The sequence below is a fragment of the Pseudomonas sp. GW822-FHT03F08 genome (assembly GCF_058801265.1).
In genome coordinates, this window is the sequence record NZ_JBXANC010000003.1 from 438,206 (window position 1) to 456,654 (window position 18,449).

The following is an 18,449-nucleotide window of genomic DNA, read 5'->3' on the forward strand; positions in this document are numbered from 1 at the left end:
CTAACCTATAAGACCGAACCGCGCTTGTGACCGCCCGAGCGCGCCATTAGATTAGCCAATGATGTCTGGCCTCCAAAATAAGCAGAAGGGATAAGCATGGCGCTTACTGACCAGTCCACCCGTATCCGCTCTGGCGAAGAACTCGATGCCAGCCTGATCGATCCGTACCTCAAGGCGCACATTCCGGGCCTGACCGGCACGCCGCAGATCAGCCAGTTTCCCGGCGGCGCGTCGAACCTGACCTACCTGCTGGAATACCCGGATCAGGAATTCGTCCTGCGCCGTCCGCCGTTCGGCCACAAGGCCAAGTCCGCCCACGACATGGGCCGCGAATTTCGCATCCTCAACCAGTTGCGCGACGGCTTCCCGTATTGCCCGAAAGCCTACGTGCACTGCACCGACGATTCGGTGATCGGCGCCGAGTTCTACGTGATGGAACGGGTCAAGGGGATCATCCTGCGCTCGGACCTGCCACCGGAACTGGGCCTGGATTCGGCGAAAACCGAAGCCCTGTGCAAGAGCTTCATCGATCGTTTCGTCGAGCTGCACCGGGTCGATTACAACGCCTGCGGCCTCGGCGATCTGGGCAAGCCTGAAGGCTACGTCGCCCGCCAGATCAAAGGCTGGAGCGAACGCTACGAAAAAGCCCTGACCCCGGATGCACCGCACTGGGAAAAGGTCAAAGCCTGGCTCAACGACAAGATGCCGGCCGATCACCCGACTTCCAGCATCGTCCACAACGACTACCGCTTCGACAACGTCATCCTCGACCCGAACAACCCGATGCAGATCATCGGCGTGCTCGACTGGGAACTGACCACCCTCGGCGATCCGCTGATGGACCTGGGCAACACCCTCGCCTACTGGATCCAGGCCGACGACCCGGCACCGGTGCAACTGATGCGCCGCCAACCGAGCCACGCCCCGGGCATGCTGACCCGCCGCGAATTCGTCGACTACTACGCCGAGCGTTCCGGCATCCAGATCGACAATTTCGACTTCTACTACACCTACGGCCTGTTCCGTCTGGCCGGCATCGTGCAGCAGATCTACTACCGCTTCTTCCATGGCCAGACCCAGGACAAACGCTTCGCGCAGTTCATTCACATGAACAAACTGCTGGAGCACATGAGCCTGCAGGTCATTGCCAAATCCAGCCTCTGATGACGGCGTTATAACAAGGCTTACTACAAGGGAATCCCATGTCCAAGACTCAGTTGTTCGACCTCGACGGCAAGATCGCTTTCGTCTCCGGCGCCAGCCGTGGCATCGGTGAAGCCATCGCCAAACTGCTGGCCCAGCAAGGCGCCCATGTGATCGTTTCGAGCCGCAAACTCGAAGGCTGCCAACACGTGGCCGACGCCATCATCGCCGCCGGCGGCAAGGCCACAGCGGTCGCCTGCCACATCGGCGAAATGGAACAGATCAGCCAGGTCTTCGCCGGGATCAAGGAACAGTTCGGGCGCCTCGACATTCTGGTCAACAACGCCGCGACCAACCCGCAGTTCTGCAACGTGCTGGACACCGACCTCGGCGCCTTCCAGAAAACCGTCGACGTGAACATCCGCGGCTACTTCTTCATGTCGGTGGAAGCCGGCAAGCTGATGCGCGAAAACGGTGGCGGCAGCATCATCAACGTGGCGTCGATCAACGGCATTTCGCCGGGGATCTTCCAGGGCATCTACTCGGTGACCAAAGCCGCCGTGATCAACATGACCAAAGTCTTCGCCAAGGAATGCGCGCAATTCGGCATCCGCTGCAACGCCCTGCTGCCGGGCCTGACCGACACCAAATTCGCCTCGGCCCTGGTGAAGAACGACGCGATCCTGAAACAGGCCCTGACACAGATCCCGCTAAAACGCGTAGCCGACCCGAGCGAAATGGCCGGCGCCGTGCTGTACCTGGCAAGCGATGCGTCGAGCTACACCACCGGCGTGTCGCTGAACGTGGACGGCGGTTTCCTGTCCTGATCCGCTTCTGACGCAAACGAAAAGGCAGCCCAAGGGCTGCCTTTTTCATGCCTCCAGAACCTTCGGCAACTGCCAGCCAAAATGCACCGACAACAACCGCAACAACAAACACGCCGCCCCCGCCAGCAACGCCGCAGCCACTGGCGGAACCCCCAGCCTGCGCCCGATGATCAACACCGCTGCGCCGACAAACGCCGAACTGGCATACAAATCCGCCTGCAACACCACCGGCACCCGCGCCAGCACGATGTCACGCAGCACCCCGCCACCGACGCCGGTAATCGTGCCCATCAGCATGGACACAAACGGCGAGATCCCGAAATTCAACGCTTTCTGCGCCCCGGCCACGGCAAACAGCGCCAACCCCGCCGCGTCCAGCACGATCAAGGTCGAACCGGACCAGCCCAGCACCAGTTCATGAAAAACAAACGCCACCCCGCCCATGGCAAACGCCAGCGCCGGATAACGCCAGTCAGCCACAGCCTTGGGTGGTGTAGCGCCGATCAACAGATCACGGGTCACCCCGCCGCCGAGTGCGACGATAAAGGCAATCACCATCACCCCGAGCAGATCGAGCTGACTGCGCATCGCCGCAATCGCGCCTTCAACCGCAAACACCGCCGTGCCGACCAGATCGGCCACCAGCACAATCCACTCGACCCGCGCCTTCGACGGCGCGTGCGTTATTGAGTGACGCAACGAGTCTTGGTGATGTGTCGGGTTACCTGCCCGTCGGCATACATGTCACCGGCGACCTCGGTATTTTCCATCACCTGACAGGTGCGTTCAGGTGGCGGAGGCGGCGCGGCCGGCGGAGGGGGTGGAGGACTGGCACAGCCCACTAGTAAAACGGTGAAAAAAGCTAACGGCAACACGCGTTTCCCAGGATTGTTCATATTTCAACCCGCGGTAAATGGAAGAGCCACTCCCGCGACCGAATCGACCACGGAAGACCTAACCACTCATTCTTTATAGCCGACCGCCCCGCTTGCGCCAGTGGATTGGAATTCCGGACTATAGCTAAGCCATTTTTCGGCTCATATAACGCTGATACCCCTAAGATAGAAGGCAAGAATGTATGAGAGGTCTTGCCCGAATACGTAGGCTATTCAATAGTAACGCTATCTTGTGAGACGAAAAAATTTGCTAGTAGCGCCTTTTAAAAACTAGAATACTCATGGCAATGTGACATCTCGACCACCATTAACCTTGAAGTCAAAAGCCGAGACAGACTAAACGAGCTTTATATAAGGACGTATATGAAACACTTAAAATCAATCAGAGTCAGAAATTTAAGAAGCTTCGGCGAAGATAATGAACATATTCCACTTAAGAAAATAAATATTTTAGTCGGAAAAAATAGCTGCGGAAAAAGCTCGCTACTAAGGACATTTCCCCTATTAAGGCAATCAGTTCAAGCAGACACTAAAAACCCAATACTTTGGTATGGAAGCTTTGTTGATTTCGGAGACATCAAAACCGCTACCAATCTAAAGGCGAAAGAAATATTCTTCGACTTCAACCTAGAGGTATCCATACAGGAAGAAATTGATACCCTAGACCAAATGGCCTCTAACTTCATTAAAAAATTCAATCCCACTCAAAAGACCGCATCGAATAATTTCCCAATAAAATTTACACTTGGCATTAGTAGAGACACCCACCTAGACACTATAAACAGAATCAGCATCCAAACAGCCGAAACCACCATAGAGATACTTTATAAAGAAGAAACAGTAATAAGCATTGAACTAAAAGTCGGAGAAAAAACCCTATTCAAGGGATTCGAGGAGATAGAGATAATTGAAAAAGGAAACCTGATCCCTATTGATTTTTCCGACCGAAAAAAATCAAAAAACCTCTTTAGCTTTTGGCCAACGGAAAGGATTCGCTTTGTATTCAGAGAAATGCTTGCTGACTACGCCCTTGGAGAAAATGCACAAAACAAAAAAAGAGAACAACTAATATCCGCCGCAACCAGCATCAAGCTACAACCAAAAAACAAAACACACACCGAACTTAAAAAATTATTCAACAGTAACAAAAAACTACTATCTGACCTGACATCAAACAAAGAAAATGTAGTTGACGAATGCTTTAGTTATATCCTTGGCGCAAACTTACATAAATTCTTAAAAGCAATTGATTCCGCTCTCACAAATTTTTACTCAGGCGTGAAATATCTCGGCCCAGTCAGGGCTTCTGCTGAACGCTTCTATCGTTATCAAGACCTCCAAGTCGCAGAAGTAGATCATACGGGATCAAATCTTCCGATGGTCATTAATTCTTTAAAAAAAACAGAGCGCGCGCAGCTAAATACCTGGATACATGAAAATTTTGGTTTCGAATTACAACTTACAAATACAGGATCACACTACGCCATCGAAATCAAAGAAAGTAGTGCCTCTAACTTCCATAACGTTAGCGATATGGGGTTCGGCTATTCACAACTCCTACCAATTATTGTATCCATATGGCTTGAAAACAATATAAAGGTAAAAAAGGCACCCTTCCGCCCAAGTGATTCCCCTCAACTTATATTAGCTATAGAACAGCCCGAACTCCATCTCCACCCAGAACTTCAATACAAATTTGGACGAGCCATTGCCAAAATAGCAAACCTCCAGAACTCACAGAATTTTTGCTTTGTTTTAGAAACACACAGCAAGCACATTATCGATGCCATTGGCGAATGCATAGAAGAAAAGCAAATAAGCCTAGACGATGTAAACATCACCTTATTCGAAAAAGATAAAAGCGGCTTTACGAAAACATCGCACTCGACATTTAACGATTCAGGGTATCTTGTTAGTTGGCCAGCTGGATTTTTGTCGCCATGATCATAGTTATTAATGAAACAGGCGACCTGACAAAGTCACCAGAAAAACTGAAGGCTATAAACAATATTCTTCTAGCCTATGGTGAAGGAAAGCATGTGTTATGGATGCCTGCAAAAAAAATCGAAAGCCTTATTTCCTCCAATCTAATACACGGATATCAACTTCAAGTACTGCATGAACTCAAAGAGAACTCAAGACTTGCAAAAGCCTCCATAAACAGCTTCGACTTCTCGATAGAAGTAGACTTTACAGGAATAAAAAGCTTCGACTATTCAGAGCCTAACAAAATAACCATTAGCTATTCTTACTTCACTGACAGCGCATCGGTTCAACCACCAATATTCGTTGCAGAAAACCTCTCAGACGTGGAGTTTTATGAGCTAGGTGGCAAAGTCCACCTAAGAAATGAAAAACTACTCGGCATATATAATACAAAATTCAGGAAAGTATCAGGTGGAGGAAATCCAACAATCGAGTCATTTGAGTATCACCTAAATCAAAAAGATCTAATACTGTGCATATTGGATAGTGATAAAAAACATCCAAAAGAAGGAGCGAAGGATACAGCCTCGCGATTTTCTTCATATAAGTGCGGTTGGGGTCAAGGATACTGGCTTCATATCTTGGAATGTACCGAAGCAGAGAATCTAGTACCTTGGGCTATCGCAAAAAAAGCTCTCGAAAAAACAAATAATCCTGAGCTACAAAAATTCTCAGACATTTCCCCAGCCATCAGAAAATTTCTTGATCACAAAAAAGGAATTTCCATCAAGGAGGCTCTCGAACTCGACAAAACCCAGGGAGAAAAATACTGGGAAGACTTGCTCCCCAGCAACACTGAGCAGATCCTCGATACCTTTATCTGTGGTTCACTAGGCAATCATTTCTTAGATCATTCTATTGATCTTATGAAGTCCATGACAATACATAAGCTATCCGAAGCAATAGATAACGGACGAGACTCTGCATATCTAAACTTATCAAGAATGGTTGCTTCCTGGGGAGTATGCCTACAAAAACCGATAAGATAAAATCAAAACAGCACTCGATACAAAAGTGCACTAGCTAACAAACAGAAGTGCACTTCACACCACTCACGCATTATCAATCAACTTCTCATATACCGACAAGTAAATTACCGACATACCCCCCCCCAAAAAAACTGCCACCACAACACCCTCCACCCCCAACTAAATACTGTTGTATATTCTTCAGATATTACCGATCCCTTGTACAAAGAAAAAAGCGCAAGAGCACTATAACAAGTTACTCTCCAACTCATATCTCAACTCTTCAATTAAAGCCTCAATTGACTCTGGCGTACGCAGCGAATTCAGCCGCAATCCACTAATCACCAGATCCACCTGCCCCGACACCGGATGATAAAGCTTCACCGTCAATGAATGATCACCATCCACCAGACACTCACACGCGAGTGGCAAAAAACTGCGCTCAAGCTGCACTCGCAACTGTGCCAGATTCATCATATGGACCGTTCCTTTAGCTACTTCGAAGGGACGCTACACGGGCAAAAACTCGTATTGCACTCCAACAGACTAAGTAGCACGCCGCCCACTCTAAACCCCCATTTGCACCTTGAGAACTAGTGCATTTGCACCTTACCACTGCCCCCGACCACCCCCCGAAAACAACCCACGCTCCCGAGCCCAGACAATCGCCTCACTGCGACTGTGCACATCCAGCTTCGAATACACCGTCGCCACATGATTGCGCACCGTGTTCGGCGCCAGCTTCAACCGCGCGGCAATCTCCTTGTCCGCCAACCCCTCACAGATCAGCCCCAGCACATCGCGCTCGCGGGCGGTGAGATCGGTGAACGACACGCTCGGCAGTTGCGGCGAATTGACCTTCTTCACATTCGCCAGTTTTTCGATCAGCGTACGGCTGAACCACGAAGCATCCTTCATCACCTCTTCAATCGCCGCCACCAGCTCAAGCTCGGTGCGCTTGCGTTCGGTGATGTCCATCAGCACCAGCAGATAGCACACCGTGTCCTGAATGTTGACGGTGTCGGCGGACACCGCGCACTCCAGCAATTCGGCGTCTTTCTTGCGGATCCGCATATCGACGCGATCGACCCGACCGGTCTTCTCCAGCGCCGCCAGCAACCGGGCGCGTTCCGCCGGTTCATCGATGAATTCCAGTTGCGCGACGGTCTTGCCGAGCACGTCGTCGCTCTCGTAAGCCAGGGTATCGAGAAAGGCCTGATTGACGTCGATCAGCCGCTGCTCGTCGGCACTGCAAATCAGGATCGGCACCGGGGTCAGGCGAAAGGCCTTGGCGAACCGCTCTTCACTTTGGCGCAAGGCGACTTCGGCCTTGTGCCGAGGCTCCATGTCGACGAACGAAAACAGCATGCAGTCCTCGTCATTGAGCACCAGCGGCTGCCCCGCCACGATCACCTGCTTGCTGCCACCGTCCGGCAGACGCAATTCAGCCTGCATCTGCGGAATGGTCGCGACATCGCGCAGGCGCTGGATCGCCAGGTCCTTGCGCTCGGCCTGTTCGAGAATATCCAGTTCATAGGTCGAGGCGCCGATCACCTGATCGCGGGTGTAGCCGGTCATTTCCAGGAACCCCGGATTGACCTTGATGTAACGCAGATCGCTGAGGCGGCAGATCACTGCCGGCGCCGGGTTGGCATTGAAGGTTTTTTCGAAGCGCTGCTCGGCGTTGGCCCAATCGGTGACGTCGCTCATGATCAGCACCAACGACTCGGTCTCGCCGTCGCGGTCGGTCAACACCATGCTGCGCACGCTGTGCACCCAGGTGCGCTCCTCATCGCTGCGCGGGGTGACTTCGACCAGCACGTCGCTGAAGGTCTCGCCGGCGGCCACACGGCTGATCGGGTACTGCTCCAGCGTCAGCGTATGGTTGTTGCGATAACGCAGATTGAAACGCTCGACGTATTCCCCGGCGTTGTTGCCCAACTCGCCGATGCGACTGACGCCATGCATCGCCAGCGCCGCCTCGTTGGCCCAGAGAATCGTCTGGTCGAGTTCCAGCAGAATCACCCCGTCGGACAGGCCGGCAATGATCTGCTGCAACTGACGGCGATTGGTTTCGGTGGTCAGGACGTCCCGGCTCATTGGCTCTCCACAAATGCACGCATGTGAAGTTTACGACCGCAGGCCGTTGTGATCGTGCCGGGCAACTTTGTCCCTGATTATCGCGATGTGTGATCGACCAGTTCGCGCAGCGTATCCAGAAACAGCTTGAGCACCGGCGAGGCATCGTCCGCCCGATACGTCGCGCCGGGCCAACGGGTGATCCGCCGGCATCACCACGTGGATCGGCTCGTGGATCAGCAATTCATTGCGCAGCTGCGGGTCGTCATAGCCGACGCGAAACACGGATGGCTCGGCCCGGACGTCTGCGACGGTGCGACGATTGGTCTCGTCAGCTCCCACCGGCGGCGTTCGCGACTTTCGGCTTTCTCGACTAACGTTAGTACCTCATCGGATTGAGCCCCTGCCTGCTACACCGGGCTCTTGATCAAGGAGAGACTGATGACATCCAACCGCCTCATCGAACAGACCTATCGCACCTGGTCCAGCCCCATCCTGCTGGAGCTGAAAAAGCGCGAACACCAGATGGCGCCAGCCGAACGCCAGGCGCTCGAGAACGTGCTGGTGGAAAGACGATTGCTGGACGTTGGCAACCCGAATGGCGTTGAACGACGAAAAGGCGCGGCGAGTAAAACCGACAATCCCGGGTAATCACTTCACCCGCCTGAGTTTGCGTTCAGCCCCAGGCTCAGTAGTTCCTTGCGCAAGATCGAGGGCTTTAGAACCGCCAATCCAGCCTGCCATTCCATCGGCAGCAAACGACTCAACTTCTGCTGGCTGACCACGGGTTCGGCCAGCAAACAACTTTTGCGTTGGCTGATGCAGATGACGTTCAGCAACCAGTCATCACCCTGCCCGTCCATCCAGCGGCAAATCTCGCTGTGATACCTTTCGATCAGCGCGTCGGCATCCCATACGGTCATCTGCGCAAAAACCTCAGGCAACCGGCTTTCGGGTTTCATGCGTTTGAGATCGGCGGCCAATGCAGCCGACATGTCTGATTCGATGGCCGCCTGACATTCGAGGAAGTATTGCTCGGGCCAGTCCGCCGTGAGTTTCCCGTGTGGCGCGAGTTCGGCGTAGGCTTCGATGTCCGCCGTTGTGGTCATCTGCCCGGTGAAATTCAGCGTGTTGTCCAGAATCGCCGTGGCCAGCAGCGCGGCGCTTTGTTCGCTGATCTTCGAAATCAAACCTGCCGTTTCCCAACGTTGGAAAACCTGAGTTGCCGCCGCGCCGATCATGCGAATGTCGGCGGCAGATCCGAGTGTCTGTGCCCAATGGTCTTCGAAGCCCGGATGATGGTCGATGACTTCCACCACCCGATCGAGTGCGACCATCGGGTCGAAATGGTGGTAATCGGAGACGTCGACCAGCACGAACTCGTCGTTCGAAGTCGGGCGGTAATCGTGCAGCACCGCGCCCCAGCCGAGCACGGTGTTCGAAACGCTGGCGTTGGTTTTTGCGCTACTGACGGCGCGGGCGGGAATGCCTTGCAGGTTGAGCAGTTCTGCGTAGGCGATGCAGCAGGCGTAGGCGTCGATGTCCAGATACGCCGAGCCTGAGGTGATGACTTTGATGGGCGACATTGCGCGTCCCTGACTTCCTTTTCAGGGGCGGCAACGTCGCACGTACAGATGACAGTTTCAAGTCAGGCTGCGCGCTGCCCTCCCGCCACCGCCGCCGAAGCCGCCAGCATCGCCCGCAGCAACACTGCACAGCCGGCCGCCAGATCGTCCGGCGCGGCGTTTTCGATTTCGTTGTGGCTGATGCCGCCTTCGCACGGCACGAAGATCATCCCGGCCGGGCCGAGCTCGGCGAGGAAGATTGCGTCGTGTCCGGCGCCGCTGACGATGTCCATGTGCGACAGGCCCAGACCTTTGGCGGCGCCACGCACGGCTTCGACGCAGCCTTTTTCGAAGTACAGCGGCGGGAAGTCGGCGGTCGGGGTCAGTTCATAGCTCAGGCCGTGTTCTTCGCACGTCGCTTCAATGACTTGTTTTACCTCGTTGATCATCGAGTCGAGACGTGCCGGTTCCAGATGCCGGAAGTCGAGGGTCATGCGCACTTCGCCGGGAATGACGTTGCGCGAGCCGGGATAGGCTTGCAGGCAACCGACCGTGCCGCAGGCGTGGGGTTGGTGGCCGAGGGCGGCACGATTGACCGCGCCGACGATCACCGAAGCGCCGACCAGAGCATCCTTGCGCAGGTGCATCGGGGTCGGGCCGGCGTGGGCTTCGACGCCGCGCAGTTTCAGGTCGAACCACTTTTGCCCCAGCGCGCCGAGTACTACGCCGATGGTTTTCTGCTCGTCTTCAAGGATTGGTCCTTGTTCGATATGTGCTTCGAAGTAGGCCCCGACCTTGTGCCCGCTGACCTTGCGTGGCCCGGCATAGCCGATGGCATTCAGCGCTTCACCAACGGTCACGCCGTCGGCATCGACCTTGGCCAGGGTTTCTTCGAGGGTGAATTTTTCCGCGAACACGCCGGAGCCCATCATGCACGGGGCGAAGCGCGAGCCCTCTTCGTTGGTCCAGACCACCACTTCCAGCGGCGCCTCGGTTTCCACGCCCAGGTCATTGAGGGTGCGCAACACTTCGACCCCGGCCAGCACGCCAAAGCAGCCGTCAAACTTGCCGCCGGTGGGCTGAGTGTCGATGTGGCTGCCGGTCATCACCGGGGGCAGGTTCGGATTGCGGCCGGGGCGGCGGGCGAAGATGTTGCCGACTTCATCGACCGTGACGCTGCAACCGGCGTCCTTGCACCACTGCACGAACAGGTCGCGGGCCTGGCGGTCGAGGTCCGTCAGGGCCAGGCGACAGACCCCGCCCTTGACCGTGGCGCCGAGTTTGGCGAGTTCCATGAGCGACGCCCACAAGCGATCGCGGTTGATGTGCTGATGGGTCGATTGCAGAACGTCTACGGCTGCGTTCATGGGGATCTCCTCAGGCAGTTCTTATGGGAATTACAACGGCGATTTGACGACCACCGGGCTGGTCCGCATCGCGCACAACCCGTAATAGATCAATCCGCCCAGCGCCGAGCCGGTGAACCAGCCGTAGCTGTAAAACCAGCTGAATGCGCTGCTGCCCAGCGACAGCAGGGTCAGCACCACCGGCACGCCGAACGCGATGAACCCGGCCCAGTTCCACGCCGGGTACACGTCGTCGCGGTACAGGCCGGCCAGGTCCAGTTGCTGTTTCTTGATCAGGAAATAGTCCACCACCATGATCCCGGCGATCGGCCCGAGCAGGCTGGAATAGCCCAGCAGCCAGTTGGAATACACGGTTTCCAGGCTGACATCGGAGACGATCCATCCGAGCTTTTTCAGCAGCTCATGGCCCATCAGCGCCAGACCGACGAAGCCAGTGAGGATCACCGCTTTGGTGCGGTTGATGACCTTGGGCGCGATGTTCTGGAAATCGTTGGTTGGCGAGACGATGTTGGCGGCGGTGTTGGTCGACAGCGTGGCGATGATAATCAGCGCCATGGCCACCGCGACCCACACCGGGCTCTGGATATGGCCGATCAGGGTCACCGGATCGGAGACGCTGACGCCCACCAGTTTCACCGACGCGGCGGTCATCACCACGCCCAGTGCGGCGAACAGGAACATGGTCAGCGGCAGGCCGAAAATCTGCCCGAGGATCTGATCCTTCTGGCTGCGGGCATATCGGCTGAAATCGGGAATGTTCAGCGACAGGGTGGCCCAGAAACCGACCATCGCTGTCAGCCCGGCGGCGAAGTAACTGACCACGCTCGCACCTTCGGGACGCTTCGGCGGAATCGCCAGCAGTTCAGTCATCGACACATTGGGCATGGCCCACACCAGCAACCCGATGCCGACCGCCACCAGCAACGGTGCCGACAGGGTTTCCAGCCACTTGATCGACTCGGCTCCCCGAATCACCACCCACAGGTTCAGCGCCCAGAAAATCATGAAACCGATCACCTCCCCCGTCCCGCCGAGGGATTTCCAGCCCTCAAACACCGAGCCGAGAAACAGGTGAATCGCCAGCCCGCCGAACATGGTCTGGATGCCGAACCAGCCGCACGCCACCAGCGCCCGGATCAGGCACGGCACGTTGGAGCCGAGAATCCCGAACGACGAACGCAGCAGCACGGGAAACGGAATCCCGTACTTGGTGCCGGGAAACGCGTTGAGCGTGAGAGGAATCAGGACGATGACGTTGGCAAACAGAATTGCCAGCAAGGCCTCGCCAACGGTCAGGCCAAAGTACGCGGTGAGCACCCCGCCTAGGGTGTAGGTCGGCACGCAGATCGACATGCCGATCCACAGCGCGGTGATGTGCCATTTGTTCCAGGTTCGTTCGCGCACCTTGGTCGGTGCCATGTCGTGGTTGTAACGGGGACTGTCGAGGACGTCGCTGCCGGCTTCGAGCTCGAACAAGCCGTCGCGCTCAATCACTTGTGATCTGTTCTGTTGCATGGCCGCTCCACTGTTCTTCTGATTATTTTTTTGCTCATCAGGCGGCTGCACACGCGGGTGCAAGCCGGACGATGGCCGGAGGAACTGACAACTTTCTTGCACCGGCCATGGTGTCAGCGGCGGCATCAATAAACGTGCCGGGGGAACCGCTTGGCGCTAGGGCCGTGCTTTCTATTTCTTGTAACTTACTGATGTTTATCAGTTTTAATTATTTACCTTATGAGGCCGTGAAAACTTGACTGAACACTCAGGCTAAATGCCAGGCAAGTTGTCCGAACTGTCAGGACTCAATCTGGTGCACTGCACTTTTTTTCGTCGTGGGCGATCAACCGCAGCTCAACTTCAAGCGGCTGATTTCACATAGGAAATCTTGCTCATATTTCCAACCTGTCAAGTGCGTCAAAATGGTGAAGCACCTCACCATTTTGGTGATTTTGTATTTTTATCTTTATTTATCAGTAACTTAAAACAGATATAAGCTTATAAAAAATATTCTTGCTCAATTGTAAAACTGCGACTAGCGTCTATTCCTGACAGCGCTGACAAGATTACGCATTGGCGCTGAAAACAATAAAACATCTAGAACCGGCACAAGTCGGTCATGCCTGCGAGGAACTCGGAATGTCTCTGTTGATCCGTGGCGCCACCGTTGTTACCCATGATGAAAGTTACCGCGCCGATGTCTATTGCGCTGACGGCGTGATCAAAGCCATTGGTGAAAACCTGGATATTCCCGCCGGCGCCGAAGTGCTCGACGGCAGCGGCCAATACCTGATGCCCGGCGGCATCGATCCACACACTCACATGCAACTCCCGTTCATGGGCACCGTGGCCAGCGAAGACTTCTACAGCGGCACCGCCGCAGGCCTGGCCGGTGGCACCACCTCGATCATCGATTTCGTGATTCCCAATCCGCAGCAGTCGCTGCTCGAAGCGTTTCATCAGTGGCGTGGCTGGGCGGAGAAGTCCGCCTCCGACTACGGTTTCCACGTCGCGATCACCTGGTGGAGCGAGCAGGTCCGCGAGGAAATGGCCGAACTGGTCAGCCATCACGGGATCAACAGCTTCAAGCATTTCATGGCCTACAAGAACGCGATCATGGCCGCCGACGACACGCTGGTGGCGAGTTTCGAGCGCTGCCTGGAACTCGGCGCCGTGCCGACCGTGCACGCGGAAAACGGCGAACTGGTCTATCACCTGCAGCGCAAGTTGATGGCCCAGGGCATCACCGGGCCGGAAGCGCACCCGCTGTCGCGGCCCTCGCAGGTCGAAGGTGAAGCCGCGAGCCGGGCGATCCGCATCGCTGAAACCATCGGCACGCCGCTGTACCTGGTACACGTCTCGACCCAGGAAGCCCTCGACGAAATCACCTACGCCCGCAGCAAGGGTCAACCGGTCTACGGCGAAGTGCTGGCCGGGCATCTGCTGCTGGACGACAGCGTCTACCAGCACCCGGACTGGCAGACCGCCGCCGGTTACGTGATGAGCCCGCCGTTCCGCCCGCGCGGGCATCAGGAGGCGCTGTGGCATGGCTTGCAGAGCGGCAATCTGCACACCACCGCCACCGATCATTGCTGCTTCTGCGCCGAGCAGAAAGCCGCCGGCCGCGACGACTTCAGCAAGATCCCCAACGGCACCGCCGGCATCGAAGACCGCATGGCGGTGTTGTGGGATGAAGGGGTGAACACCGGGCGGTTGTCGATGCAGGACTTCGTCGCGCTTACCTCCACCAACACCGCGAAAATCTTCAACCTCTATCCGCGCAAGGGCGCGATCCGCGTCGGCGCCGATGCCGACCTGGTGCTGTGGGACCCGCAAGGCACCCGCACCATCTCCGCCAAGACCCACCATCAGCAGGTGGACTTCAACATCTTCGAAGGAAAGACCGTGACCGGTGTGCCGAGCCATACCGTCAGCCAGGGCCGGTTGGTCTGGGCCGACGGCGACCTGCGCGCCGAGCGCGGGGCCGGGCGGTATATCGAACGGCCGGCGTATCCGGCGGTGTTTGACTTGTTGAGCAAGCGAGCTGAGTTGCACAGACCTGTGGCCGTCAAACGCTGACTTCCTGATTACCGATGATCGTTCCCACGCTCTGCGTGGGAATGCAGCCCGTGACGCTCCGCGTCACTGGACGCGGAGCGTCCCTTGAGGCATTCCCACGCAGAGCGTGGGAACGATCGACAACAAAAAACCACTGCCCGACAGAGGCAGAAAACCTCAAATAACCGTGAGGCAAAAAACCGTGATCGAGACCCTGAATCATCTCCCGCACCCGCACGAAAGTGCGGCCGCCCTCGCCGGCCATTTCACCGATCTGGCGCCACCGCTCAATGACCGTCAGGCGCATCTGGAAGCCTCGCGCTGCCTGTATTGCTACGACGCGCCGTGCGTGAATGCGTGCCCGAGCGAAATCGACATCCCGTCGTTCATCCGCAATATCCATCAGGACAACGTGCCGGGCGCCGCGCAGAAAATCCTCTCGGCGAACATCCTCGGCGGCAGTTGCGCGCGGGTCTGTCCGACCGAGATCCTCTGCCAGCAAGCCTGCGTGCGCAACAACGCCCATGAATGCGCGCCGGTGCTGATCGGCCTGCTGCAACGCTACGCCGTGGATAACGCGCACTTCACCGAGCACCCGTTCCAGCGCGCCGCCGCCACCGGTAAACGCATCGCCGTGGTCGGTGCCGGCCCGGCGGGTCTGTCCTGCGCGCATCGCAGCGCCATGCACGGTCATGACGTGGTGATTTTCGAAGCGCGGGAGAAGGCTGGCGGGCTCAACGAATACGGAATCGCCAAATACAAACTGGTCGACGACTACGCGCAGAAGGAACTGGATTTCCTCCTGCAAATCGGCGGCATCGAAATCCGCCACGGGCAGAAACTCGGCGACAACCTGACCTTGAGCGAACTGCATCAGCAGTTCGATGCGGTGTTCCTCGGCCTCGGTCTGAACGCCAGCAAGCAACTCGGTCTGGCCCACGAAGACGCCCCCGGCCTGCTCGCCGCCACCGACTACATCCGCGAACTGCGCCAGGCCGATGACCTGTCGCAACTGCCGCTGGCTGAACACTGCATCGTCCTCGGCGCCGGCAACACCGCCATCGACATGGCCGTGCAAATGGCCCGCCTCGGTGCCCGCGACGTCAATCTGGTCTATCGCCGTGGCGCTGCGGACATGGGCGCAACCGGCCATGAACAGGACATCGCCAAGACCAATCAGGTGCGGCTGCTGACCTGGGCGCAACCGGACGAAGTGCTGCTCGACGCTCAGGGCAAGGTGCGCGGCATGCGCTTCGCCCGTACGCATCTGGTGGAAGGTCGCCTGCAAACCACTGGCGAGACGTTCGAGCTGGCCGCCGATGCGATCTTCAAAGCCATCGGCCAGGCCTTCGACGGCAGCGCCCTCGCCGACCCGCTGGCCCGCGAACTCAAGCGTCAGGGCGAACGCATCCAGGTCGATGAAAACCTGCGTACCAGCATCCCCGGCGTGTATGCCGGCGGCGACTGCACCAGCCTCGATCAGGATCTGACCGTGCAAGCGGTGCAACACGGCAAGCGCGCCGCCGAGGCGATCAACGCTCAACTGATGCTCAACGTGGAGGCTGCGTAAATGGCCGATCTCTCGATTGTCTTCGCCGGTATCAAAGCCCCCAACCCGTTCTGGCTGGCCTCCGCGCCGCCGACCGACAAGGCCTACAACGTGGTGCGCGCCTTCGAGGCCGGCTGGGGCGGCGTGGTCTGGAAAACCCTGGGTGAAGACCCGGCGGCGGTCAACGTCTCTTCGCGTTACTCGGCGCATTACGGCGCCAACCGCGAAGTGCTGGGCATCAACAACATCGAACTGATCACCGACCGCTCGCTGGAAATCAACCTGCGGGAAATCACCCAGGTTAAAAAAGACTGGCCGGATCGCGCGTTGATCGTGTCACTGATGGTGCCCTGCGTCGAAGAGTCGTGGAAAAACATCCTGCCACTGGTGGAAGCCACCGGCGCCGACGGCATCGAGCTGAACTTCGGTTGCCCCCACGGCATGCCCGAACGCGGCATGGGCGCGGCAGTCGGTCAGGTGCCGGAGTACGTCGAGCAGGTCACGCGCTGGTGCAAGACCTATTGCTCGCTGCCGGTGATCGTCAAACTCACACCGAACATCACCGACATCCGCGTCGCCGCCCGCGCCGCATACCGGGGCGGCGCCGATGCGGTATCGCTGATCAACACCATCAATTCGATCACCAGCGTCGACCTCGAACACATGGTCGCCCTGCCCACCGTCGGCAGCAAAAGCACCCACGGCGGTTATTGCGGCTCGGCGGTCAAACCGATAGCGCTGAACATGGTCGCGGAAATCGCCCGTGATCCGCAAACTCAAGGCCTGCCGATCTGCGGCATCGGTGGCATCGGCAGTTGGCGCGATGCGGCGGAGTTCATTGCACTGGGCAGCGGTGCGGTGCAGGTGTGCACGGCGGCGATGCTCCACGGGTTCCGGATTGTCGATGAGATGAAGGATGGCTTGTCGCGGTGGATGGACAGTCAAGGCTACGCCAGCATCGCCGAGTTCTCCGGACGTGCGGTGGGCAATACGACCGACTGGAAGTACCTGGACATCAACTATCAGGTCATCGCGAAGATCGATCAGGAAGCGTGCATCGGTTGCGGGCGGTGCCACATTGCCTGCGAAGACACATCACACCAGGCAATCAGCAGCCTGAAACAGGCCGATGGCACGCACACATATGAAGTGATCGATGATGAGTGTGTGGGGTGCAATCTGTGTCAGATCACCTGCCCGGTGGCGGATTGCATCGAGATGGTGCCGATGGAGACGGGCAAGCCGTTTCTGGACTGGAATCATGATCCGCGCAATCCCTACCATGTAAGTGCCTGAGTCACAGATCGTTCCCACGTCGATGCGTGGGAACGATCGATCAAGGCTCCAACCCGATCCCCCGCAAAATCACACTCGTCACCGTCTGCACCGCCCGCTCGAACTGCATGTCCGACAACGGCTGATGCTCATTCAAAATATTCACCTGGTGATCGAAGTCGGCATAGTGCTGGGTCGACGCCCAGATCATGTACAGCAGGCTCGACGGCTCCACCGGCAGAATCCGCTTGTCCTCCACCCACTGACGAATCTTCGCCTCTTTCATCTTGGCCCAGTCGTACAGGCTGACATCCAGCGCCTCGCCCAGGGTCGGCGCGCCGTGGATGATTTCGTTGGCCCAGACTTTCGAGCCGTAAGGCCGGCTGCGCGAGTGGTTCATCTTGGCGCGGATGTAGCTGCTGAGCACCACTCGCGGATCATCGAACATCTCGAAGCACAGGGCGTCCTGCTTCCACACTTCCAGCAGGTCGAACAGCACCGCGCTGTACAGCTCGCTCTTGGTCGAAAAGTAGTAATGCAGGTTGGAACGCGGCAATTGCACTTCGGCGGCAATGTCGGCCATGGCGGTGCCACCGAAGCCTTTTTCGGCGAATACCTTTTCCGCCGCCAGCAGGATCTTGTCGACATTGGTGCGGCGGATTTCGATCTTGTGATTGCCCATGAGGGCTCCCTGAAGACAACGTTGTTGAAGACTAGCATCCGCTCTGGGCAAGGGGCGACAGCCAAGAACGATTCTTCACACACCCGGGCATTTTTCTGGTTTAGGATCGCCACCCGCCTCCTTGTCTCACCTCAAGGCAACGTGCACGGCACACCCTATACTGTCCGCCGTCACTCACTGAAAAGGGATTGCCCATGAAGCTGAAAAACCTGTTCACCGCCGGCGCGCTGCTTGCCTCGCTGGTCGTCACTTCCCAGGCGTTCGCCCACGCACATCTGAAAAGCCAGACCCCGGCCGCCGACAGCACCGTCGCCGCGCCTGCGGATCTGCGCCTGGTGTTTTCCGAAGGCGTCGAAGCCAGCTTCACCAAAGTCATCGTGACCCACGATGGCGCGCCGGTGAAGGTCAAGCCGCTGACCACCGAAGGCGACAAGAAAACCCTGATCGTCACCCCCGAAGCACCATTGACTGCTGGCGAATACAAGGTCGAATGGCATGCGGTGTCGGTCGATACGCACAAGAGCGAAGGCGCCTATCAGTTCAAGGTTGGCCAGTAA

Annotated in this window: 16 protein-coding genes; 9 read left to right on the top strand and 7 right to left on the bottom strand. The window is 57.1% G+C overall.

All coding sequences use genetic code 11. The annotated features are described in order from the left end of the window. Nucleotides 1-96: 96 nt before the first annotated feature. Together AC1RME_RS09075 and AC1RME_RS09080 are read left to right on the top strand one after the other, a co-directional pair. Nucleotides 97-1,164: a phosphotransferase family protein gene (locus AC1RME_RS09075; protein ID WP_096820222.1), complete on the top strand. Its 1,068-nt coding sequence runs from the start codon at nt 97-99 to the stop codon at nt 1,162-1,164. A 38-nt stretch (nt 1,165-1,202) separates the two neighbouring features. Next, nucleotides 1,203-1,970, top strand: a complete 768-nt coding sequence (locus AC1RME_RS09080) for an SDR family oxidoreductase (RefSeq protein ID WP_085687598.1) — start codon at nt 1,203-1,205, stop codon at nt 1,968-1,970. Nucleotides 1,971-2,015: 45 nt separating this feature from the next. On the opposite strand, the gene AC1RME_RS09085 is transcribed toward AC1RME_RS09080, so the two are convergent. Then, nucleotides 2,016-2,669: a TRIC cation channel family protein gene (locus tag AC1RME_RS09085; protein WP_255261914.1), complete on the bottom strand. Its 654-nt coding sequence runs from the start codon at nt 2,667-2,669 to the stop codon at nt 2,016-2,018. A 560-nt stretch (nt 2,670-3,229) separates the two neighbouring features. On the opposite strand from AC1RME_RS09085, the gene AC1RME_RS09090 reads away from it, so the two are divergent. Both AC1RME_RS09090 and AC1RME_RS09095 read left to right on the top strand, forming a co-directional pair. Further along, nucleotides 3,230-4,810: an AAA family ATPase gene (locus tag AC1RME_RS09090; RefSeq protein WP_493091012.1), complete on the top strand. Its 1,581-nt coding sequence runs from the start codon at nt 3,230-3,232 to the stop codon at nt 4,808-4,810. Then, nucleotides 4,807-5,841 (top strand): hypothetical protein, encoded by a 1,035-nt coding sequence (locus tag AC1RME_RS09095; RefSeq protein WP_493072237.1) that lies wholly within the window; start codon nt 4,807-4,809, stop codon nt 5,839-5,841. The genes AC1RME_RS09090 and AC1RME_RS09095 overlap by 4 nt, the downstream gene beginning before the upstream one ends. A gap of 225 nt (nt 5,842-6,066) precedes the next feature. On the opposite strand, the gene AC1RME_RS09100 is transcribed toward AC1RME_RS09095, so the two are convergent. After that, nucleotides 6,067-6,297 carry a DUF1652 domain-containing protein gene (locus tag AC1RME_RS09100; RefSeq protein WP_096822537.1) on the bottom strand — a complete coding sequence of 77 codons (231 nt, stop codon included), beginning with the start codon at nt 6,295-6,297 and terminating at the stop codon, nt 6,067-6,069. A gap of 132 nt (nt 6,298-6,429) precedes the next feature. Continuing rightward, nucleotides 6,430-7,920, bottom strand: a complete 1,491-nt coding sequence (locus AC1RME_RS09105; protein ID WP_096822538.1) for a helix-turn-helix transcriptional regulator — start codon at nt 7,918-7,920, stop codon at nt 6,430-6,432. A gap of 420 nt (nt 7,921-8,340) precedes the next feature. On the opposite strand from AC1RME_RS09105, the gene AC1RME_RS09110 reads away from it, so the two are divergent. Beyond that, entirely contained in the window at nt 8,341-8,550 is a 210-nt protein-coding gene (locus AC1RME_RS09110; RefSeq protein ID WP_096822539.1) for a hypothetical protein, read from the top strand. A gap of 5 nt (nt 8,551-8,555) precedes the next feature. Here AC1RME_RS09110 and AC1RME_RS09115 read toward each other — a convergent pair whose 3' ends face one another. The 3 genes from AC1RME_RS09115 to AC1RME_RS09125 form a co-directional block, all read right to left on the bottom strand. Continuing rightward, nucleotides 8,556-9,476, bottom strand: coding sequence for a DHH family protein (locus tag AC1RME_RS09115; protein ID WP_176504901.1), 921 nt, complete (start codon nt 9,474-9,476; stop codon nt 8,556-8,558). 71 nt (nt 9,477-9,547) lie between these two features. Further along, complete coding sequence (locus AC1RME_RS09120; RefSeq protein ID WP_096822541.1) at nt 9,548-10,831, bottom strand: Zn-dependent hydrolase; 1,284 nt, start codon at nt 10,829-10,831, stop codon at nt 9,548-9,550. 30 nt (nt 10,832-10,861) lie between these two features. Then, nucleotides 10,862-12,346: an NCS1 family nucleobase:cation symporter-1 gene (locus tag AC1RME_RS09125; RefSeq protein ID WP_096822542.1), complete on the bottom strand. Its 1,485-nt coding sequence runs from the start codon at nt 12,344-12,346 to the stop codon at nt 10,862-10,864. A 621-nt stretch (nt 12,347-12,967) separates the two neighbouring features. Between AC1RME_RS09125 and hydA the strand changes: the two genes are divergently transcribed. The 3 genes from hydA to preA all read left to right on the top strand — a co-directional run bounded on the left by hydA (nt 12,968) and on the right by preA (nt 17,231). Then, nucleotides 12,968-14,407: a dihydropyrimidinase gene (gene hydA / locus AC1RME_RS09130; protein WP_096822543.1), complete on the top strand. Its 1,440-nt coding sequence runs from the start codon at nt 12,968-12,970 to the stop codon at nt 14,405-14,407. Nucleotides 14,408-14,588: 181 nt separating this feature from the next. Continuing rightward, nucleotides 14,589-15,956, top strand: coding sequence for an NAD(P)-dependent oxidoreductase (locus AC1RME_RS09135; RefSeq protein WP_096822544.1), 1,368 nt, complete (start codon nt 14,589-14,591; stop codon nt 15,954-15,956). Next, a complete protein-coding gene (gene preA / locus AC1RME_RS09140) occupies nt 15,957-17,231 on the top strand; it encodes an NAD-dependent dihydropyrimidine dehydrogenase subunit PreA (protein WP_096822545.1) in 1,275 nt (424 codons plus the stop codon). Nucleotides 17,232-17,271: 40 nt separating this feature from the next. Here preA and AC1RME_RS09145 read toward each other — a convergent pair whose 3' ends face one another. Continuing rightward, a complete protein-coding gene (locus tag AC1RME_RS09145) occupies nt 17,272-17,892 on the bottom strand; it encodes a TetR/AcrR family transcriptional regulator (RefSeq protein WP_007952885.1) in 621 nt (206 codons plus the stop codon). A gap of 194 nt (nt 17,893-18,086) precedes the next feature. Between AC1RME_RS09145 and copC the strand changes: the two genes are divergently transcribed. Next, nucleotides 18,087-18,449 (top strand): copper homeostasis periplasmic binding protein CopC, encoded by a 363-nt coding sequence (gene copC / locus AC1RME_RS09150; RefSeq protein WP_096822546.1) that lies wholly within the window; start codon nt 18,087-18,089, stop codon nt 18,447-18,449.